Origin of the sequence: Enterobacter sp. E20 (assembly GCF_000801755.2) — a bacterium.
GTDB classification, from domain to species: Bacteria; Pseudomonadota; Gammaproteobacteria; order Enterobacterales; family Enterobacteriaceae; genus Enterobacter; species Enterobacter asburiae_B.
Map to the genome: position 1 here is coordinate 1,655,966 of NZ_CP012999.1, position 18,291 is coordinate 1,674,256.

General features: G+C 54.7%; 18 protein-coding genes and 2 tRNA genes. 12 read left to right on the top strand and 8 right to left on the bottom strand.

The genetic code is table 11. From position 1 onward, the window contains the following. The first annotated feature begins 14 nt into the window (after positions 1-14). Both putP and NI40_RS07700 read left to right on the top strand, forming a co-directional pair. Positions 15-1,523 carry a sodium/proline symporter PutP gene (gene putP / locus NI40_RS07695; RefSeq protein WP_039261698.1) on the top strand — a complete coding sequence of 503 codons (1,509 nt, stop codon included), beginning with the start codon at positions 15-17 and terminating at the stop codon, positions 1,521-1,523. A 116-nt stretch (positions 1,524-1,639) separates the two neighbouring features. Next, positions 1,640-2,059 carry a DUF3574 domain-containing protein gene (locus tag NI40_RS07700; protein ID WP_039261700.1) on the top strand — a complete coding sequence of 140 codons (420 nt, stop codon included), beginning with the start codon at positions 1,640-1,642 and terminating at the stop codon, positions 2,057-2,059. A gap of 70 nt (positions 2,060-2,129) precedes the next feature. On the opposite strand, the gene NI40_RS07705 is transcribed toward NI40_RS07700, so the two are convergent. Further along, on the bottom strand, positions 2,130-3,314 hold the full coding sequence (locus NI40_RS07705; protein WP_039261702.1) for a NupC/NupG family nucleoside CNT transporter: 1,185 nt from the start codon (positions 3,312-3,314) through the stop codon (positions 2,130-2,132). A 251-nt stretch (positions 3,315-3,565) separates the two neighbouring features. Between NI40_RS07705 and efeU the strand changes: the two genes are divergently transcribed. The 5 genes from efeU (at position 3,566) to NI40_RS07735 (ending at position 10,047) form a co-directional block, all read left to right on the top strand. Then, on the top strand, positions 3,566-4,399 hold the full coding sequence (gene efeU, locus NI40_RS07710) for an iron uptake transporter permease EfeU (protein WP_039261705.1): 834 nt from the start codon (positions 3,566-3,568) through the stop codon (positions 4,397-4,399). Positions 4,400-4,439: 40 nt separating this feature from the next. Beyond that, positions 4,440-5,567, top strand: a complete 1,128-nt coding sequence (gene efeO, locus NI40_RS07715) for an iron uptake system protein EfeO (protein ID WP_039261706.1) — start codon at positions 4,440-4,442, stop codon at positions 5,565-5,567. Between the two features lie 5 nt (positions 5,568-5,572). Continuing rightward, complete coding sequence (gene efeB, locus NI40_RS07720) at positions 5,573-6,856, top strand: iron uptake transporter deferrochelatase/peroxidase subunit (RefSeq protein WP_039261708.1); 1,284 nt, start codon at positions 5,573-5,575, stop codon at positions 6,854-6,856. 500 nt (positions 6,857-7,356) lie between these two features. Next, positions 7,357-8,148, top strand: a complete 792-nt coding sequence (gene phoH, locus NI40_RS07730; protein ID WP_029740192.1) for a phosphate starvation-inducible protein PhoH — start codon at positions 7,357-7,359, stop codon at positions 8,146-8,148. Positions 8,149-8,541: 393 nt separating this feature from the next. Continuing rightward, positions 8,542-10,047 (top strand): alanine/glycine:cation symporter family protein, encoded by a 1,506-nt coding sequence (locus tag NI40_RS07735; RefSeq protein WP_039261711.1) that lies wholly within the window; start codon positions 8,542-8,544, stop codon positions 10,045-10,047. Between the two features lie 244 nt (positions 10,048-10,291). Here the strand turns inward: NI40_RS07735 and NI40_RS07740 are convergent. The 3 genes from NI40_RS07740 to NI40_RS07750 form a co-directional block, all read right to left on the bottom strand. Then, positions 10,292-10,379, bottom strand: a tRNA-Ser gene (locus NI40_RS07740). A 137-nt stretch (positions 10,380-10,516) separates the two neighbouring features. Continuing rightward, positions 10,517-11,194, bottom strand: a complete 678-nt coding sequence (locus NI40_RS07745) for an isochorismatase family protein (RefSeq protein ID WP_039261714.1) — start codon at positions 11,192-11,194, stop codon at positions 10,517-10,519. 20 nt (positions 11,195-11,214) lie between these two features. Then, the gene (locus NI40_RS07750; protein ID WP_039261716.1) at positions 11,215-12,075 is read right to left on the bottom strand and encodes a pirin family protein; all 861 of its coding nucleotides are present in this window, start codon (positions 12,073-12,075) and stop codon (positions 11,215-11,217) included. 109 nt (positions 12,076-12,184) lie between these two features. Between NI40_RS07750 and NI40_RS07755 the strand changes: the two genes are divergently transcribed. Continuing rightward, complete coding sequence (locus NI40_RS07755; protein WP_039261718.1) at positions 12,185-13,090, top strand: LysR family transcriptional regulator; 906 nt, start codon at positions 12,185-12,187, stop codon at positions 13,088-13,090. A gap of 231 nt (positions 13,091-13,321) precedes the next feature. Here the strand turns inward: NI40_RS07755 and NI40_RS07760 are convergent. Then, a tRNA-Ser gene (locus NI40_RS07760) sits at positions 13,322-13,409 on the bottom strand. A gap of 232 nt (positions 13,410-13,641) precedes the next feature. Between NI40_RS07760 and ghrA the strand changes: the two genes are divergently transcribed. The 4 genes from ghrA to NI40_RS07780 all read left to right on the top strand — a co-directional run bounded on the left by ghrA (position 13,642) and on the right by NI40_RS07780 (position 16,557). After that, complete coding sequence (ghrA, locus tag NI40_RS07765; protein ID WP_039261720.1) at positions 13,642-14,580, top strand: glyoxylate/hydroxypyruvate reductase GhrA; 939 nt, start codon at positions 13,642-13,644, stop codon at positions 14,578-14,580. 84 nt (positions 14,581-14,664) lie between these two features. Continuing rightward, a complete protein-coding gene (locus NI40_RS07770; protein WP_039261721.1) occupies positions 14,665-15,402 on the top strand; it encodes a phosphatase in 738 nt (245 codons plus the stop codon). A gap of 21 nt (positions 15,403-15,423) precedes the next feature. Then, entirely contained in the window at positions 15,424-15,978 is a 555-nt protein-coding gene (locus NI40_RS07775; RefSeq protein ID WP_039261723.1) for a TorD/DmsD family molecular chaperone, read from the top strand. Between the two features lie 96 nt (positions 15,979-16,074). Then, the gene (locus NI40_RS07780) at positions 16,075-16,557 is read left to right on the top strand and encodes a DUF1097 domain-containing protein (protein ID WP_074399111.1); all 483 of its coding nucleotides are present in this window, start codon (positions 16,075-16,077) and stop codon (positions 16,555-16,557) included. 43 nt (positions 16,558-16,600) lie between these two features. Here NI40_RS07780 and csgG read toward each other — a convergent pair whose 3' ends face one another. From csgG to csgE, 3 genes are read right to left on the bottom strand one after another with little or no spacing between them, the layout of a single operon-like run. Next, the gene (gene csgG / locus NI40_RS07785) at positions 16,601-17,434 is read right to left on the bottom strand and encodes a curli production assembly/transport protein CsgG (protein ID WP_039261726.1); all 834 of its coding nucleotides are present in this window, start codon (positions 17,432-17,434) and stop codon (positions 16,601-16,603) included. 26 nt (positions 17,435-17,460) lie between these two features. Beyond that, positions 17,461-17,874: a curli production assembly/transport protein CsgF gene (gene csgF / locus NI40_RS07790; RefSeq protein WP_008500846.1), complete on the bottom strand. Its 414-nt coding sequence runs from the start codon at positions 17,872-17,874 to the stop codon at positions 17,461-17,463. 23 nt (positions 17,875-17,897) lie between these two features. Next, entirely contained in the window at positions 17,898-18,287 is a 390-nt protein-coding gene (csgE, locus tag NI40_RS07795; RefSeq protein WP_033145182.1) for a curli production assembly/transport protein CsgE, read from the bottom strand. Between the last annotated feature and the right edge of the window lie 4 nt (positions 18,288-18,291).

Consider the following 18,291-nt stretch of genomic DNA (forward strand, 5'->3'; position numbering starts at 1 on the left):
TTTGGAGAATTTGAATGGCTATTAGCACACCGATGCTGGTGACATTTCTCGTTTATATTTTTGGCATGATCCTGATAGGGTTTTTGGCGTGGCGTTCTACAAAGAACTTTGACGACTACATTCTGGGCGGACGCAGTTTAGGCCCGATGGTGACCGCACTCTCTGCGGGCGCCTCCGACATGAGCGGCTGGCTGCTGATGGGGCTGCCCGGCGCGATTTTCATCTCCGGTATCTCTGAAAGCTGGATCGCCATCGGCCTGACCGTCGGCGCGTGGATCAACTGGAAGCTGGTGGCAGGCCGTCTGCGCGTGCATACCGAGGCCAACAACAACGCCCTGACGCTGCCGGATTACTTCACCGGACGTTTTGAAGATAACAGCCGCATCCTGCGCATTATCTCTGCGGTAGTTATCCTGCTGTTCTTCACCATTTACTGTGCCTCCGGCATCGTGGCCGGCGCGCGTCTGTTCGAAAGCACCTTCGGCATGAGCTACGAAACCGCCCTGTGGGCCGGTGCTGCGGCGACCATCCTCTATACCTTCGTGGGCGGATTCCTGGCCGTGAGCTGGACCGACACCGTGCAGGCGAGCCTGATGATCTTCGCCCTGATCCTGACTCCGGTGATTGTGATTTTCACCGTTGGCGGCTTTGGCGAATCGCTGGAAGTGATCAAGCAGAAGAGCATCGAAAACGTCGACATGCTGAAAGGGCTGAACTTCGTGGCCATCGTCTCCCTGATGGGCTGGGGCCTGGGCTACTTCGGTCAGCCGCATATCCTGGCGCGCTTTATGGCGGCGGATTCTCACCACACCATCGTTCATGCCCGTCGCATCAGCATGACGTGGATGATCCTGTGTCTGGCGGGGGCGTGTGCGGTCGGCTTCTTCGGCATCGCGTACTTCAACAACAACCCGGCGCAGGCGGGCGCGGTGAACCAGAACGCCGAGCGCGTGTTCATCGAGCTGGCGCAAATTCTGTTTAACCCGTGGATTGCCGGTATTCTGCTCTCCGCAATCCTGGCGGCGGTGATGTCTACCCTGAGCTGCCAGCTGCTGGTCTGCTCCAGTGCGATCACCGAAGACCTTTACAAAGCCTTCCTGCGTAAAAATGCGAGCCAGAAAGAGCTGGTGTGGGTAGGGCGCTTTATGGTGCTGCTGGTGGCGCTGATTGCCATCGCGCTGGCGGCCAACCCGGAAAACCGCGTGCTGGGCCTGGTGAGCTACGCGTGGGCGGGCTTTGGCGCCGCGTTTGGTCCGGTAGTACTGTTCTCCGTCATGTGGTCACGTATGACCCGTAACGGCGCGCTGGCGGGGATGATTATCGGTGCGCTGACCGTTATCGTCTGGAAACAATTCGCGTGGCTGGGCCTGTACGAAATCATTCCGGGCTTCATCTTCGGCAGCATCGGCATCGTGGTGTTCAGCCTGCTGGGTAAAGCCCCGTCTGCCTCCATGCAGAAACGCTTTGCTGAAGCCGACGCGCATTACCACACTGCGCCGCCGTCTAAGCTCCAGGCAGAATAATTATTCTCGCTGTACAATGCAGGCCGGGTGAGCGCAAGCGCACCCGGCTTTTTTCTTGCCAAAATCCGTAATTTCCTGTGATATCCCTGTGCTTATAACAATGAGGATAGCGAAGCATGACAATCAAAACAGGGGTAATGGCAGCGGCACTATTGATGCTCGCTGGCTGCACGGCGCCATCGCAACATGCGACGGTGGAGACCTGCAAAGCGGATAACCAGATGCAGCAAACCACGCTCTATTTCGGCTTAAATCGTCCTGCCGGGGCGCAAATCACCAGCAACGAGTGGCAGCAGTTTGTTGACCAGGACGTGACGCCGCGTTTCCGCGATGGCTTAACGGTGTTTGACGCGCGCGGGCAGTGGCTGGGGAACGACGGGAAAGTGGCGCGTGAACCCAGCAAAGCGCTGATGCTGATCCACGGTAAGGATGCGCAGAGCGAGAAGAACATCGAAGCGTTACGCGGGATTTATAAATCTCGCTTCGCGCAGGAGTCGGTGATGCGCGTCGACCAGCCGGTGTGCGTGCAGTTCTAGTAAAAACGGCGGGAAATCCCGCCGTTGTTGTTTTGTAGGCCGGGTAAGCGAAGCGCCACCCGGTATTGCATCAGAGCACCAGCCCCGCAAAGCTCGCCGACAGGAGGCTCACCAGCGTCGCGCCGTACACCAGACGCAGACCAAACCGCGACACCACGTTCCCCTGCTGCTCGTTCAGGCCCTTAATCGCCCCGGCCACAATGCCGATGGACGCGAAGTTCGCGAAGGACACCAGGAAGACGGATAAAATGCCCAGCCCGCGCGGGGACATCTGATGAGCGATTTTTTGCAGCTCAATCATCGCCACAAATTCATTCGCCACCAGCTTGGTTGCCATAATACTGCCCGCGTTTAAGGCATCGCTCAGCGGAATACCAATAAGCCATGCCAGGGGATAAAATACATAGCCCAGGATCTGCTGGAAGCTCATGCCAAATACGCTGGAGAAGAGGGCGTTAACGGCGCTAATAAGTGCGATAAAGCCGATCAGCATAGCCAGAATAATCATCGCCACCTTAAAACCGGCCAGAATATACTCGCCGAGCATTTCGAAGAAGCTCTGCGATTCATGCAGTTTTTCCAGCTTGATATCCGGCTCCGCTTCCGGGCGCGCCGGGTTGATGACGGAGAGAATAATAAAGGTGCTGAACATGTTCAGAATCAGCGCCGCGACGACAAATTTGGCGTCGAGCATGGTCATATAGGCGCCGACAATCGACAGGGAGACCGTCGACATGGCCGTGGCCGCCATGGTGAAGAGACGACGAGAGGAGAGATCGCCCAGCACGCCCTTGTAGGCAATGAAGTTTTCCGACTGGCCGAGGATCAGCGAACTCACCGCGTTAAAGGATTCCAGCTTGCCCATACCGTTCAGTTTCGACAGCAGCGTACCGATGACCCGAATAAAAATCGGCAGGATCCGCCAGTGCTGAAGAATACCAATCAGCGCGGAAATAAAAATAATCGGGCAAAGCACGCCGAGGAAAATGAACGCCAGCCCTTTTTCCCCCATTCCGCCAAAGACGAAATTGGTCCCTTCCGAAGCAAATTTCAGCAGTGACTCAAAGAAGCCGGAAACATATTCAATCAGGAATAACCCGCTTTCGGCGTGCAGGAAAAAGAACGCCAGCGCAATTTCAATAACAATCAGCTGTAAAACATAACGAATGCGAATTTTTCGGCGGTCGAAACTTACCAGCCAGGCAAGCGCGAGAATAATGACCAGCGCCAGCAGGAAATGGACAATTTTAAACATAATTAATTTTCACCAGGTGTTTGAGGCGGATATTTAGCCACAGCCCCGTACCAGCGTAAATGGGCATTTTCGTTATAACTTATAAACCTGAACGTAACGTATGTAACTATTACCAGGCTCGGCGTTTACAACTCGTCATCAAAACACCACACATTTCGCTTGTGTTTCTTTTCGCCGTAATGATAATCACTATCACAAGAATTTACCTTTCTTTGCATCAGTTGACCGCGATAAACATTTAAGGTGTCGGCATGTTTGTTCCATTTCTCATTATGTTACGTGAAGGGCTTGAAGCTGCCCTTATCGTGAGCCTCATCGCCAGCTATCTGAAGCGAACCCAGCGCGGACGCTGGATTGGCGTCATGTGGGTCGGGGTATTCCTTGCCGCGGCACTTTGTCTGGGCCTCGGTATCCTCATCAACGAAACCACCGGGGAGTTCCCGCAGAAAGAGCAGGAGCTGTTTGAGGGGATCGTCGCCGTAATTGCGGTGGTGATCCTGACCTGGATGGTGTTCTGGATGCGTAAAGTCTCCCGTAACGTGAAGGTGCAGCTGGAGCAGGCGGTGGATAACGCCCTGCAAAAGGGCAATAACCACGGCTGGGCGCTGATCATGATGGTCTTTTTTGCCGTCGCGCGTGAAGGCCTGGAGTCCGTTTTCTTCCTGCTGGCGGCGTTTCAGCAGGATGTCGGTATCTGGCCGCCGGTTGGTGCGATGCTCGGGCTGGCAACCGCCGTTGTGCTGGGCTTTCTGCTCTACTGGGGCGGTATTCGCCTGAACCTGGGCGCCTTCTTCAAGTGGACCAGCCTGTTTATTCTGCTGGTGGCGGCAGGGCTGGCGGCGGGGGCGATACGCGCCTTCCACGAGGCGGGCCTGTGGAACCATTTCCAGGACGTGGCGTTCGATCTCAGCAACGTGCTCTCCACGCACTCTCTGACCGGCACCCTGCTCGAAGGTATCTTCGGCTATCAGGAAACGCCGAGCGTCAGCGAAGTGGCGATGTACTTTATCTATCTGGTTCCGGCGCTGGTGCTGTTCGCTATGCCGCCGCGTACCGGCACCCAGGCGTCGCGCGTTGCGCCGTAATGTGTAATTTAGTTACAACATACTTTTAAAGGGAAGAGTCATGGCAATTCAGTTCCGTCGTAGTGCGTTATGCGCAGGCATTGCCGCGCTGTTCGCTTCTTCATTCTCTGCCTGGGGCGCGGATGTTCCTCAGGTTAAAGTCACCGTTAATGATAAGCAGTGTGAGCCGATGACCCTCACGGTGAACAGCGGCAAAACCCAGTTCATTATTCAGAACCACAGCCAGAAAGCGCTGGAGTGGGAGATCCTGAAAGGGGTTCTGGTGGTGGAGGAGCGTGAAAACATCGCCCCTGGCTTCAGCCAGAAGATGACCGCCAACCTGCAGCCGGGCGAGTATGAGATGACCTGCGGCCTGCTGACCAACCCTAAAGGGAAGCTGATCGTCAAAGGTGAAGCGACGGCCGATGCGGCGAAAGGCGCTGCGGTGCTGAGCCTGGGCGACGCGATTACGGCATATAAAGTCTATGTCACGAAAGAAACGGCGGACCTGGCGGCGGCAACCAAAGCCTTTACCGATGCGGTGAAGGCCGGTGACATCGAAAAAGCGAAATCCCTGTATGCGCCAACCCGTCAGCACTACGAGCGCATCGAGCCGATTGCCGAACTGTTCTCTGACCTTGATGGCAGCATTGATGCCCGCGAAGACGATTACGAGCAGAAAGCCGCCGATCCGAAATTCACCGGTTTCCACCGTCTGGAAAAAGCGCTGTTTGGCGACAACTCCACCAAAGGGATGGAGAAATACGCCGAGCAGCTGAATGGCGACGTGCTGGAGCTGCAAAAGCGCATCAGCGAGCTGGCCTTCCCGCCGTCAAAAGTGGTGGGCGGCGCGGCTGGTCTGATTGAAGAAGTGGCCGCGAGCAAAATCAGCGGCGAAGAAGATCGCTACAGCCATACCGATCTGTGGGACTTCCAGGCCAACGTCGACGGCGCGCAGAAAATTGTTAACCTGCTGCGTCCTCAGCTGCAGAAAGAGAACGGCGAACTGCTGGCCAAAGTGGATGCCAACTTCAAAAAAGTCGACACCATTCTGGCGAAGTATCGTACCAAAGACGGGTTTGAAACCTACGACAAGCTGACCGATGCCGACCGTAACGCGCTGAAAGGCCCGATTACCGCCCTGGCGGAAGATCTCTCTCTGCTGCGCGGCGTACTGGGTCTGGACTAAGCACGATGAATAAGCATAGCGATAACGATGTGGTTGAGCCTTCACGTCGTCGATTGTTAAAAGGAGTAGGGGCGCTGGGGGGCGCTCTTGCTCTGGCCGGTGGCTGTCCGGTAGCGCATGCGGCGAAACCGCAGAGCGCGCCCGGCACGCTGTCACCCAATGCCCGCATGGAGACGCAGCCGTTTTTTGGCGAGCATCAGTCGGGCATCCTGACGCCGCAGCAGGCGTCCATGATGCTGGTGGCCTTTGATTCGCTGGCCAGCGATAAAGCCGATCTGGAGCGCCTGTTCCGCCTGCTGACGACGCGCATCGCGTTTCTTACCGCTGGCGGACCGGCGCCCGATACGCCGAACCCGCGTCTGCCGCCAATGGACTCCGGCATTCTGGGGCCGTTTATCGCCCCGGATAACCTGACCATTACCGTTTCGCTCGGTGAGTCGCTGTTTGACGCGCGCTATGGGCTGGCAAAACAGAAGCCGAAAGCGCTGCAGAAAATGACGCGTTTCCCGAATGACTCCCTGGACGCGGCGCTGTGCCATGGCGACCTGCTCCTGCAGATTTGCGCCAATACTCAGGACACGGTGATCCACGCCCTGCGCGATATCATCAAGCACACGCCGGATCTGCTGAGCGTGCGCTGGAAGCGGGAAGGTTTTATCTCGGAGCACGCCGCCCGCAGTAAAGGGAAAGAGACCCCGGTGAACCTGCTGGGCTTTAAGGACGGTACGGCCAACCCGGACAGCAGCGATGCGGCGTTGATGAAAGACGTGGTATGGGTGACGGCGGATCAGGGCGAACCGGCATGGGCGGTGGGCGGCAGCTATCAGGCGGTGCGGATTATCCAGTTCCACGTGGAGTTCTGGGACCGCACGCCGCTGAAAGAACAGCAGACGATCTTTGGTCGCGATAAGCAAAGCGGCGCGCCGCTCGGCATGAAGAACGAGCATGACGTGCCCGACTACGCCAGCGATCCCAATGGCGATACCATCGCGCTGGACAGCCACATTCGTCTGGCCAATCCGCGCACCAAAGAGACGCAGTCCAGCCTGATGATGCGTCGTGGCTACAGCTATTCGCTCGGCGTGACCAACGCCGGACAGCTTGATATGGGTCTGCTGTTCGTCTGCTATCAGCACGATCTGGAGAAAAGCTTCCTGACCGTGCAGAAGCGGCTCAACGGCGAAGCGCTGGAAGAGTACATTAAGCCCATCGGCGGCGGCTATTTCTTTGCCCTGCCGGGCGTGCGCGATCGGAACGCGTACCTCGCTCAAGGTCTTATTGAAGCCTGATAATTGTCCCCGCAACCGTTCGCGGGGACATTATTTTTTCATATGACTATCCTCCTGTTATATTTCTGTAATATTTCTATATGAGACTGATTTCACCTGTAGGGACAGTCTTAAAAGTTGCATTCAGGTAAAATAAATGTTGCGTTTATGATAACTCCTGATGTACTTAAGATAAGACAGCGGTAGTTCCCGGCAGTGATGCTGAATCACTATGGAGATCGCGAATGGTTGCGTCCTGTACTGGACAAGGTAAACATAACAACCGCAGCACCCGGCGCGGAGGCTCAGACTCCGGCAGCGATTTCCTCACCACTAAATTCTCCCCCCTTCCTCAAGAATCTGATTCGACCGACGTGCAGAACGGTGCGCGTAGCTGTTCCGTATCGTTATCCGATAAAGCAAGCAATGGCTTACAAGGAAGCCAACCCTCTGATGTTCGTGCGCATAATCGTGCCGAAGCTGGCGCGTGTGATGAATACCAACAACTCAAGGTGCTATCCATGGGAAGACAAAAAGCAGTGATCAAAGCTCGTCGCGAAGCAAAACGTGTGCTGAGACGGGATTCACGTAGCCATAAACAGCGTGAAGAAGAATCGGTCACCTCGCTTGTGCAGATGAGTGGCGTAGAAGCAATTGGCATGGCCAGAGACAGCCGTGATAATTCTCCAATTGTGGCGCGCAATGAGGCTCAGGCGCACTACCTGAATGCTATCGAGAGTAAACAGCTCATCTTTGCAACCGGTGAAGCCGGATGCGGGAAAACCTGGATCAGTGCAGCCAAAGCGGCGGAAGCGCTGATTCATAAGGATGTGGAGCGCATTATTGTTACCCGTCCTGTACTGCAGGCTGATGAAGATCTCGGCTTCCTGCCCGGAGATATTTCGGAGAAGTTTGCTCCGTACTTCAGGCCCGTCTATGACGTGCTGGTGAAGCGACTGGGTGCATCCTTTATGCAGTACTGCCTGCGACCAGAGATTGGCAAGGTGGAAATCGCGCCGTTCGCCTATATGCGCGGACGTACATTTGAAAATGCGGTCGTCATTCTTGACGAGGCTCAGAACGTGACCGCTGCGCAAATGAAGATGTTTTTAACGCGCCTCGGGGAGAACGTGACGGTTATCGTTAACGGCGATATTACCCAGTGTGACCTGCCATCCGGCGTGAAATCCGGGCTGAGCGACGCCATGTCACGTTTTGAGGAAGATGAGATGATTGGGGTGGTACGCTTCACCAAAGAGGACTGCGTGCGTTCAGCGCTCTGTCAGCGCACGCTGCAGGTCTATTCCGACTAAAGGTAAAGCATTATCGTTTTACCTCTTTACTGTAATGTCTTCCCGGCGTAATGCCGGGAAGCGTCATTTATACTCCAAAGAAACTCCCCTTATTTAAACACCGAGTTGCTGAATTAATAATTTCGATTATTAAGTGGGTGGGTGTTTTTATTCTTTTTTGCAGAAGTGTGATATGAAGTGATAATACCCACAAAATACCTGTGAATATAATGAGCGCGCTAATTGTTAGTTAAAAATTAAACGTGAATGTGGTCACAGAACATTACTACGAAGTAAAAATTAAGTTGGTGTCTTCAGGTGAGTTATCTATGTTTCGTACTTGTTCGAACAAAATTCTAAGAAGAAACACAACAGGGGAACCTTTTCCCTGAAACATCACGCTGAGGGTCATACATGAACGAACTGGTTGGTGCTATTAATGGTGTAATCTGGAGCCCTGCGTTAATATTTTTATGTCTGGGTGTCGGCCTCTATTTCTCGCTGCGTAGTCGCTTCCTGCAATTACGCCATATTAAACATATGATTACCCTGATGTTCCAGGGGCGTCCTACCGATGCAGGCGTATCGTCGTTTCAGGCGCTGACGATGACGCTGGCAGGCCGCGTGGGGACAGGGAATATCGCCGGTGTGGCCACGGCAATTACCTTTGGCGGTCCGGGCGCGCTTTTCTGGATGTGGATAGTCGCTTTTTTAGGTGCCAGCTCCGCATTTGTCGAATCCACCCTGGGACAAGTTTATAAAGAAAAAATTAACGGTGAATATCGCGGCGGTCCTGCCTTTTATATTGAAAAAGGTTTAGGCGTTAAGTGGTACGCATGGTTATTTGCTATTGTGACTATTTTCTCCTGCGGATTATTACTTCCGGGCGTGCAGGCAAACTCGATTGGGGCGAGCCTGGATATTGCTTTTGGTCTGAGTCCGAACGTGACGGCGGCATTACTTGCGGTGCTGTTAAGTTTTATTATTTTCGGCGGTGTGAAAAGGATCGCCAGCTTTAGCAGCATGGTCGTTCCATTTATGGCGCTGGGGTATATTATTGTCGCCTGCGTGATTATCGCTATTAATATTAACCAGCTCCCTTCGGTTATTCTGCTGATCTGGAAAAGTGCGTTCGGCCTTGAAGCAGGTTTCGGTGCCATCCTGGGCCAGGCCATCATGTGGGGCGTTAAGCGCGGCGTCTATTCCAACGAGGCCGCGCAGGGGACCGGGCCGCATGCATCATCTGCGGCGGCAGTAAGCCATCCGGTGAAGCAGGGGCTGGTTCAGGCGTTCTCGGTCTACATCGACACGCTGTTTGTCTGCTCCGCGACCGGGTTTATGCTGCTGATCACCGGGCTGTATAACGTCCAGGGCGTCGACGGCGCAGCGCTTTATACCGGGATTGCTGGCGTGGCCGCGGGTCCTGGCTATGTGCAGACGGCGATGGAAAGTATGATGCCAGGCTTTGGTAATTACTTTGTTGCCATTGCGCTGTTCTTCTTTGCCTTCACGACGATTATTGCCTACTACTATATTGCCGAAACTAATATCGCCTTCATTAACCGTAAAATTCACCGTCCATGGCTGACATTCCTGCTCAAGCTATGTCTGATGGCCTCCACGGTATATGGCACGGTTCGCACCGCGGATCTGGCATGGGGGCTGGGGGATATAGGGGTAGGGCTGATGGCGTGGCTCAACATTATTGCCATTGTTCTGTTGCATAAAAAAGCGTTTGCCAGCCTTAAGGATTATGAAATCCAGAATGCGCAGGGGCTGGATCCACAGTTTGACCCGGTTCGGCTGGGAATTAAAAATGCGGATTACTGGCTTGATGGGCGTAAGGATGAGGATGGTGTTCAGCCTGAGCAGGTTTCATCGCTTGAAAGAAAGCAGCCGGCATCAAAGTTGAATAGCTGAGTAGCGGTTTGAGACGGGCCCGTACTTTAGTGCGGGCTTTTTTGTCGCTTAGGCGGCTGAGTCCGCACCGGGGGGGATTGACTCGCTTCGCTCGCCCTGCGGGCAGCCTGTTCGCTGCGCTCTCAGTCTGTCCAACTGGCTATCGCCAGTTGTCGAACCCCGGTCGGGGGTTCTCTTCCCCCCCTTTTTCGGAGAATATAAAAGAAAAAAGCCCGTACTTTCGTACGAGCTTTCATCTTGAATATGGCGGTGAGGGGGGGATTCGAACCCCCGATACGTTGCCGTATACACACTTTCCAGGCGTGCTCCTTCAGCCACTCGGACACCTCACCATATTTTTTTGCTGCCTGACCGCTTGGGGGGCAACGGGGCGCTACTATAGGGAGTTGCGCTAACACGGTCAAGCAGATTTTCTGTATTCGTGCTCGTTCGGTTAAGACTTAATCAGCTCTTGTCGCAGCACGGGTTATTAACGCTGTGAATCGAGCACTTCGCTGTTTTTAACTACTTCCTGTGCTTTGCCGTAGCTTTCGATCAGCAGCTGGTAAGCCGGGAAGATGTGGGTATACACCTCAGCCCACTCGGCCGCGTCCTCACGGTTCCAGGTTCTCTGGATCTCAGAGGCCACCGCCGCCGTATCCATCGGAACCACACCGGCCTGCACCACGCGCGCCAGGGTGATCTCCTGCGCCATTTTGCTGTAGGTGCCGGAGGCATCAATCACCGCAAACACCTTATAGCCGTCCGCTACCGCGCTGATTGACGGGAAGGCCATGCAGACGCTGGTGATAGTGCCCGCGATAATCAGCGTCTTGCGCCCGGTCGCTTTCACCGCCGCCACAAACTCCGGGTTATCCCAGGCGTTGATCTCGCCTTTACGGGCAACATACTGCGCATGCGGCGCGTTGGCGTGGATCTCCGGGATAAGCGGTCCGTTCGGTCCCTGCGGAACGGACGCGGTGGTGATCACCGGGATCTTCGCCAGGGTAGCGATTTTTGCCAGCGCAGCCGCACGGGCGCGCAGTTCCGGCATTGGCATATCCCCAACGGTCTGGAACAGACCGCTCTGGTGATCGATAAGCAACATCACCGCATCGCTCACATCAATAACCGGACGTGCGCCATTAAAATTTGCAGGTGTAGACATTATCTTCTCCTTTATTACGTTCAGATCTGGCCGAAGCGGCCGGAGTTAAAATCACGAATGGCTTCGTTGATTTCGCTTTTACTGTTCATCACAAACGGGCCATAGCCCACGATGGGTTCATTCAGCGGCTCGCCGGCCATCAGCAGCACTTTGGCATCGCTGTTCGCCTCCAGGTGCAGTTTGTCGCCTTCCTGACTCAATACGACAAGCTGGGCTTCACCCGCCTGCGTTGTGCCGTTCACCGTGATGTTGCCTTCAAGCACGACCAGCGCGGTGCTCCAGCCTTCGGGCTGATTGAGCGTCAGGTGGCTTCCCTGGTTCAGCGCGATGTCCCAGACGTTGAGCGGTGAGAAGGTGTGCGCCGGGCCGGTTACAGCCTCGTAGCGACCGGCAATAACCCGCAGCGAACCGCTGTTGTCCGGTAGCGTCACGGTCGGGATCGCATCCTTCGTAATGCTCTGGTAGCCCGGTGCCGCCATCTTGTCTTTGGCCGGCAGGTTGACCCAAAGCTGCATCATTTTCAGTTCTCCGCCTTTCTGCGAGAACGCGCTGGAGTGGAACTCCTCGTGCAAAATGCCTGCACCTGCCGTCATCCACTGCACGTCGCCGGGGCCAATGACGCCGCCTTTGCCCGTGGAGTCGCGATGCTCTACTTCACCGGAATAGACGATGGTGACCGTTTCAAAACCCCGGTGAGGGTGTTGGCCTACGCCGCGTTTCGCCCCATCTGCCGGAAAGGTGTACGGGCCCGCGTAGTCCAGCAGCAGGAACGGGCTCAGCGGCTCGCCGTGGGTTTGGTAAGAAAACATCGAACGTACCGGGAAACCATCGCCAACCCAGTGCTGGCGGGGAGCGGTATAAACGCCTGTTACGTTTTTCATGATTAACTCCTGATGTTCTGTTGATGTAATTAGCTTATATTCAGAGTTAATACTCCGGTAGATAGTGAAAATGGCATTCACTGTTCTGAAAATGGAACGATGAGGATTTATGCAGGATCTCAATGACTTCGTCTGGTTTGTGAAGGTGGTGGACTACGGCGGCTTTGCGGCGGCGGGAAGGGCGCTTGATCTGCCAAAGTCCAGGCTAAGCCGCCGGATAGCGCAGCTCGAGGAACGCCTTGGCGTGCGGCTTATCCACCGAACAACCCGACAGTTTACGGTGACCGAGGTCGGGCAGACCTTCTACCAGCACTGTAAAGCGATGATGGTGGAGGCCGAGGCCGCGGAGGAAGCCGTGGCGGCACTGCAGGCTGAACCGCGCGGTGTTGTCAGGATTACTTGCCCGATAACTCTGTTGCATGTCCACGTGGGTCCGATGCTGGCCAGATTTATGGCGCGCTACCCCGGGATCAATCTTCAGCTTGAGGCGACCAACCGGCGGGTCGATCTTGTTGGCGAAGGTATTGATGTGGCGATCCGCGTGCGTCCGCGTCCGTTTGATGACAGCGACCTGGTATTAAGGGTGCTGGCTGACAGGGGACATTGTCTGGTCGCGGGTCCGGCGTTGATTCAACGCATGGGAAAACCCGTCGTGCCGTCTGAACTCAGTGCCTGGCCCGGGTTAAGCATGAACGAGGGGAAACATATTCATAAATGGGAGCTGTCCGGTCCCGGAGGTGCCAAAGCGGAGATCCATTACCATCCTCGATTGATCACCACCGACATGCTGGCGCTACGTGAAGCTGCCATGGCAGGCATCGGCGTGGTGCAGCTGCCGATTTTGATGGTCAAGGACCAGCTGGCGACGGGGGAACTGGTACGGGTGCTCGACGCATGGGAACCCAGACGGGAAGTGATTCATGCTGTTTATCCGTCAAGGCGCGGGTTGTTACCTTCTGTCAGGACGCTGGTGGATTTTCTGACCGAAGAGTATGCGCGGATGGTGGAAGAGTAACACTTCCCTCTCACCTGGGGAGAGGGGCTCAGGCCGCACTGAGTTGCATATAGCACCGGGGGGGATTGACTCGCTTCGCTCGCCCTACGGGCAGCCTGTTCGCTGCGCTCTCAGTCTGTTCAACTGGCTGTCGCCAGTTGTCGAACCCCGGTCGGTGGTTCTCTTCCCCCCCTTTTCGGAGAATATAAAAGAAAAAAGCCCGTACTTTCGTACGAGCTCTCATCTTAAATATGGCGGTGAGGGGGGGATTCGAACCCCCGATACGTTGCCGTATACACACTTTCCAGGCGTGCTCCTTCAGCCACTCGGACACCTCACCATATTGTCATCCCGTTGTTGCCGGGACGGGCGCTAATGTAAGGAAAAGCCGAACTGCCGTCAACTCACTTTTTCAGTAATTTAGCGCGTTTAGACAAACTTCAGGCAACATGATTCTTAAATGTGCTGAAAGCGTCTTTTTTATCAGCAACACAGTCGCGCTATAAATTTGTTATGCTGACAATCCAGTGAAAAAGCAAAATAAATCAGCGCAATAAAAGGCAGGAATGACAATGGATATACTTTTCTATCACCCCACGTTTGATACGGCATACTGGCTCAAGGCGCTTTCGTCGGCGTTACCCGGCGCACGCGTTCGCGAGTGGAAGCGTGGCGATAATGAACATGCTGACTATGCGCTGGTCTGGCATCCTCCGGTAGAAATGCTCCAGGGCCGCAAGCTGAAGGCCGTTTTTGCCCTGGGAGCCGGCGTGGATTCCATTCTGAGCAAACTGAAGGCACACCCTGAAATGCTGCCGGAAGATATCCCACTTTTCCGCTTGGAAGATACCGGAATGGGCCAGCAAATGCAGGAATATGCCGTGAGCCAGGTGCTGCACTGGTTCCGCCGCTTTGATGATTATCAGGCCTTTAAACAGCGAGCCCACTGGGAGCCGCTGCCGGAGTACCATCGCGAAGACTTTACGATCGGCATACTCGGTGCGGGCGTGCTGGGCTCAAAAGTGGCCGAAGCGCTTGCCCCGTGGGGATTCCCGTTGCGCTGCTGGAGCCGCAGCCGCAAGGACTATCCGGGCGTTGAGAGTTTTGCCGGAACGGATGAGCTTCCTGCATTCCTGAAAGGGACACGCGTGCTTATTAACCTGCTGCCAAACACGGCGGAAACGGTAGGGATCATCAATGAAGCCCTGCTCAATCAGCTCGTCGACCAGAGCTACCTGATGAACCTCGCGCGCGGGGTACATGTGGTGGAAGGCGATCTGCTGAAGGCGCTGGACAGTGGAAAGCTCAAAGGCGCCATGCTGGATGTCTATAGCCGTGAGCCGCTGCCCGCGGAAAGCCCGCTGTGGGCGCATCCGCGCGTGGCGATGACCCCGCACGTGGCTGCCGTGACGCGTCCGGCAGAAGCGGTGGCGTATATATCCCATACCATCAGCGAAATGGAAAAGGGTAACGCGGTCACCGGTCAGGTCGACAGACAGCGCGGCTACTGAGAGAAACCCGGCGTTCGCCGGGTTTTTGCTAATATTCGCCGCTGATAACTGCTATCCTTTGGAAAAACCGCAGAGGAGAGAGAGATGTATCCCGTTGACCTGCATATGCACACCGTCGCCAGCACCCACGCGTATAGCAACCTCCATGATTATATCGCCCAGGCGAAGCTTAAAGGCATCAAGCTGTTCGCGATCACCGATCATGGCCCGGACATGGCGGATGCGCCGCACTACTGGCATTTTGTGAATATGCGGATCTGGCCACGCCTGGTGGACGGTATTGGGATACTGCGCGGCATTGAGGCGAACATCAAAAATGTCGACGGTGAGATCGACTGCACCGGCCCGATGCTGACGTCTCTTGACCTTATCCTCGCCGGTTTCCATGAGCCGGTTTTCCCTCCCCAGGATAAAGACACCAACACCGCGGCGATGATTGCCACCATTGCCAGCGGCAATGTGCACATTATCAGCCACCCCGGTAACCCGAGGTATCCGATTGATATTCAGGCTGTAGCGCAGGCGGCAGCGAAGCACCGCGTGGCGCTGGAGATTAACAACTCCTCTTTTGTGCACTCGCGTAAGGGCAGTGAAGCCAACTGCCGCGAAGTGGCTGCCGCCGTGCGTGACGCAGGTGGCATGGTGGCGCTGGGCTCAGATTCTCATACCGCGTTTACGCTGGGCGATTTCAGCGAGTGCCTGAAAGTGCTGAATGATGTTAACTTCCCGGAAGCGCAAATCCTGAACGTGACCCCACGCCGCATGCTCGATTTCCTAGAGTCGCGCGGAATGGAACCGATAGCCGAATTTGCCGATCTTTAATTGTGTAATGGAATCATAAAAATGAACGAGTTTTCCATCCTCTGCCGCGTGCTGGGTACGCTCTATTATCGCCAGCCGCAAGACCCGCTGTTGGTTCCGCTCTTTACGTTAATTCGTGAAGGCAAACTGGCGCAGAACTGGCCGCTGGAACAGGATGATTTACTGGAACGTCTGCAAAAAAGCTGCGACATGCAGCAGATCGCGACGGACTACAATGCGCTGTTCGTTGGCGATGAGTGCCGCGTTTCGCCATACCGTTCAGCCTGGCAGGAAAGGGCAACGGAAGCGGAAGTCCGCGCGTTCCTCTCCACGCGCGGTATGCCGCTGAGCGATACGCCAGCCGATCATATCGGTACGCTGCTGCTGGCGGCGTCCTGGATCGAAGACAACGCCGGTGATGATGAGAATGAAGCCATCGAAACCTTGTTCGAAACGTACCTGCTGCCGTGGGTCGGGACATTCCTGGGTAAAGTCGAAGCGCATGCCACCTCGCCATTCTGGAGAACGCTGGCTCCGCTGACCCGCGACGCTATCGCGGCAATGTGGGATGAGCTGGAAGAAGAGAACGAAGAGTGATTTGGATCACATAAATTCTGCAACTCAACATTTCAACTTGCACGTAATGTGCTTCTGATCTCATTTCTAAAGTGCGCATCTGCTAAGATGCGCGCCATGAATATATTACTTTGTATCGCACTAACGACAGGTATTCTCTCCGGACTCTGGGGATGGGTAGCCGTGTCTCTCGGATTGCTCAGCTGGGCCGGGTTCCTCGGCTGCACCGCCTATTTCGCCTGTCCGCAGGGGGGCGTCAAAGGGCTCTTTATCTCTGGCTGCACGCTGATGAGCGGTGTTATCTGGGCGCTGGTGATCATGAAGGGCAGCGCGCTGGCGCCGCATCTGGAGATGCTGGGGTACGTCATGACGGGTGTCGTTGCCTTTTTAATGTGCATCCAGGCTAAGCATCTGCTGCTTTCATTTGTGCCGGGGACCTTTATGGGGGCGTGCGCGACCTTTGCAGGGCAGGGTGACTGGAAGCTGGTGGTTCCCTCCCTGGCGCTGGGGTTGCTGTTTGGCTATGCCATGAAAAACAGCGGTCTTTGGCTGGCGTCGCGACGGGGAAAAGCGCAAAACATCACTGCGGTGAGCGAATAAAAAAAGGCGAGATAATCATCTCGCCTTTTTTATGCGCTTCCTGTCAGGATTCCGGAGGGACTGACATATCGCGGTATTTCACCAGTATCGGGTTCTGCACGTCTGCTTTGTTTTGCAGATCCCACAGCCCGCGGTCAATACCGTCGTTGATTAAGAAGATCACGCCGGTTTCAATGGCTGACATCAGGCACATCATGACCGGCTCGTTAGAGGTGTAGCCAATTTCACCTTCCAGCAAACGCTGGTAATCGATGAAGCGGAATACCCCTGCCTGCACTTCATAAGACAGAATGGTTTTGCTGGTGTTCACCGAAGAGAGCACTTCGCCTGTACTGACGTTAACCACACGCAGGTTGACGGCGATTTGGTCAAGCTGGTACTGGGTATCCGCACCGATACCGAAGTAACGAGCTCCTGCACCACCCGACTTAACGTTACTTTCGTAGCCAATAATCGATCCTTCGATCATCACGTTCGCTGCCGCCAAAGATTGCAGAGGCATGCGGTTATTGTCCGCGACGGTGCCATTTTCCTGAGCGGCACGAATGATTTTGCGTTCATTCAACAGGTTCTGGAGCCCCTGACGTTCCAGCGGAATAAACCAGCGCGAATCCTTGAGCGCGGTAACCAGCATCGCGGTGGCGCTTTGCGGCACGGCCGTGGAGAAGTTACTTGCCGGGTAAGGTTTGAATTGCCCGGTTTCATCCTGAATGTTGTATACGGAGACAAATATTTTCCCCGTCGGTGAAGGTAAATGCGTTAAATCACGATAACTCTGGGCCCGAGGCATTAATGTCGGTTTTGCAGCTTCTTTAGGTGGAGCAGTTAAACAACCGCTCAATAAGCACACTGCAACAAATATCAGGAAGCGCTGCATGATCGTTGTCCTTATTTAGCTATTGTTTAAAAGTCAGTTGAATTACTTTGTAGACCGGAAACCTGAATAGTGGAGATTCTTCCGGTTTTACGATCGGTCACGTTCAACTGAAGCTGTCCGTCAGTATTGGCGATATCAACGATAAAGTCGTTGGTCACCATGCGGCCGGGTTTGCCGGTATTAATGTTGGTCAGTAACCCACCTAAAATCTGCGACTGAATAGCTTGAGTGAAGTTGTCCAGTGCGGACGGGGTATCAACGCTAAAATCCTTTAAGCTGGGATCCTTATAGGAGTTTTGCGCCTGGGCTTCGTTCAGCAGGAACGCGCCGTTATTAGGGTTACCGCCAAAGTTAGGGTTACGGAACTGAAACGTCATGTTTCCGGCCCAGCTTATGGGTGTTATCAGCATTATCGAAACAACTGCATATGCAATACGCATGACAGCCTCCGCATATCGGTTCGCTAGAACTCGTCTTTTGCTAAATCGCTGGTGCTTAATAGGGCTTTATCTATTTGCAGGCGATTAATAGCGTCTTCTGATTGTGCCAGTGCTAAGGCTACGTTTTTATCGAAGTCTATTTTGGTCGGGAATAAAAACGTTTGATAAATAACGTACTGATTAGCCGTTATTGTTATCCAACTTCCCCATCGTGCACTGGGCCGCTCGTTGATTGTTATATTTCCGGTGTAGGTACTGTCCCATTTGTCACTGAAGGCGCGGTAAAAACTGTGCCCGACCGATGAGACAGTGTGGTCTGTTAACAATCCGGGAACTTCGACCTCGACGGCCTTCAGATTCCCGGCAGCGAGAAGGAAACTCGCTGCGGCGATCCAACTCAACGTGCGCTTCATGTGA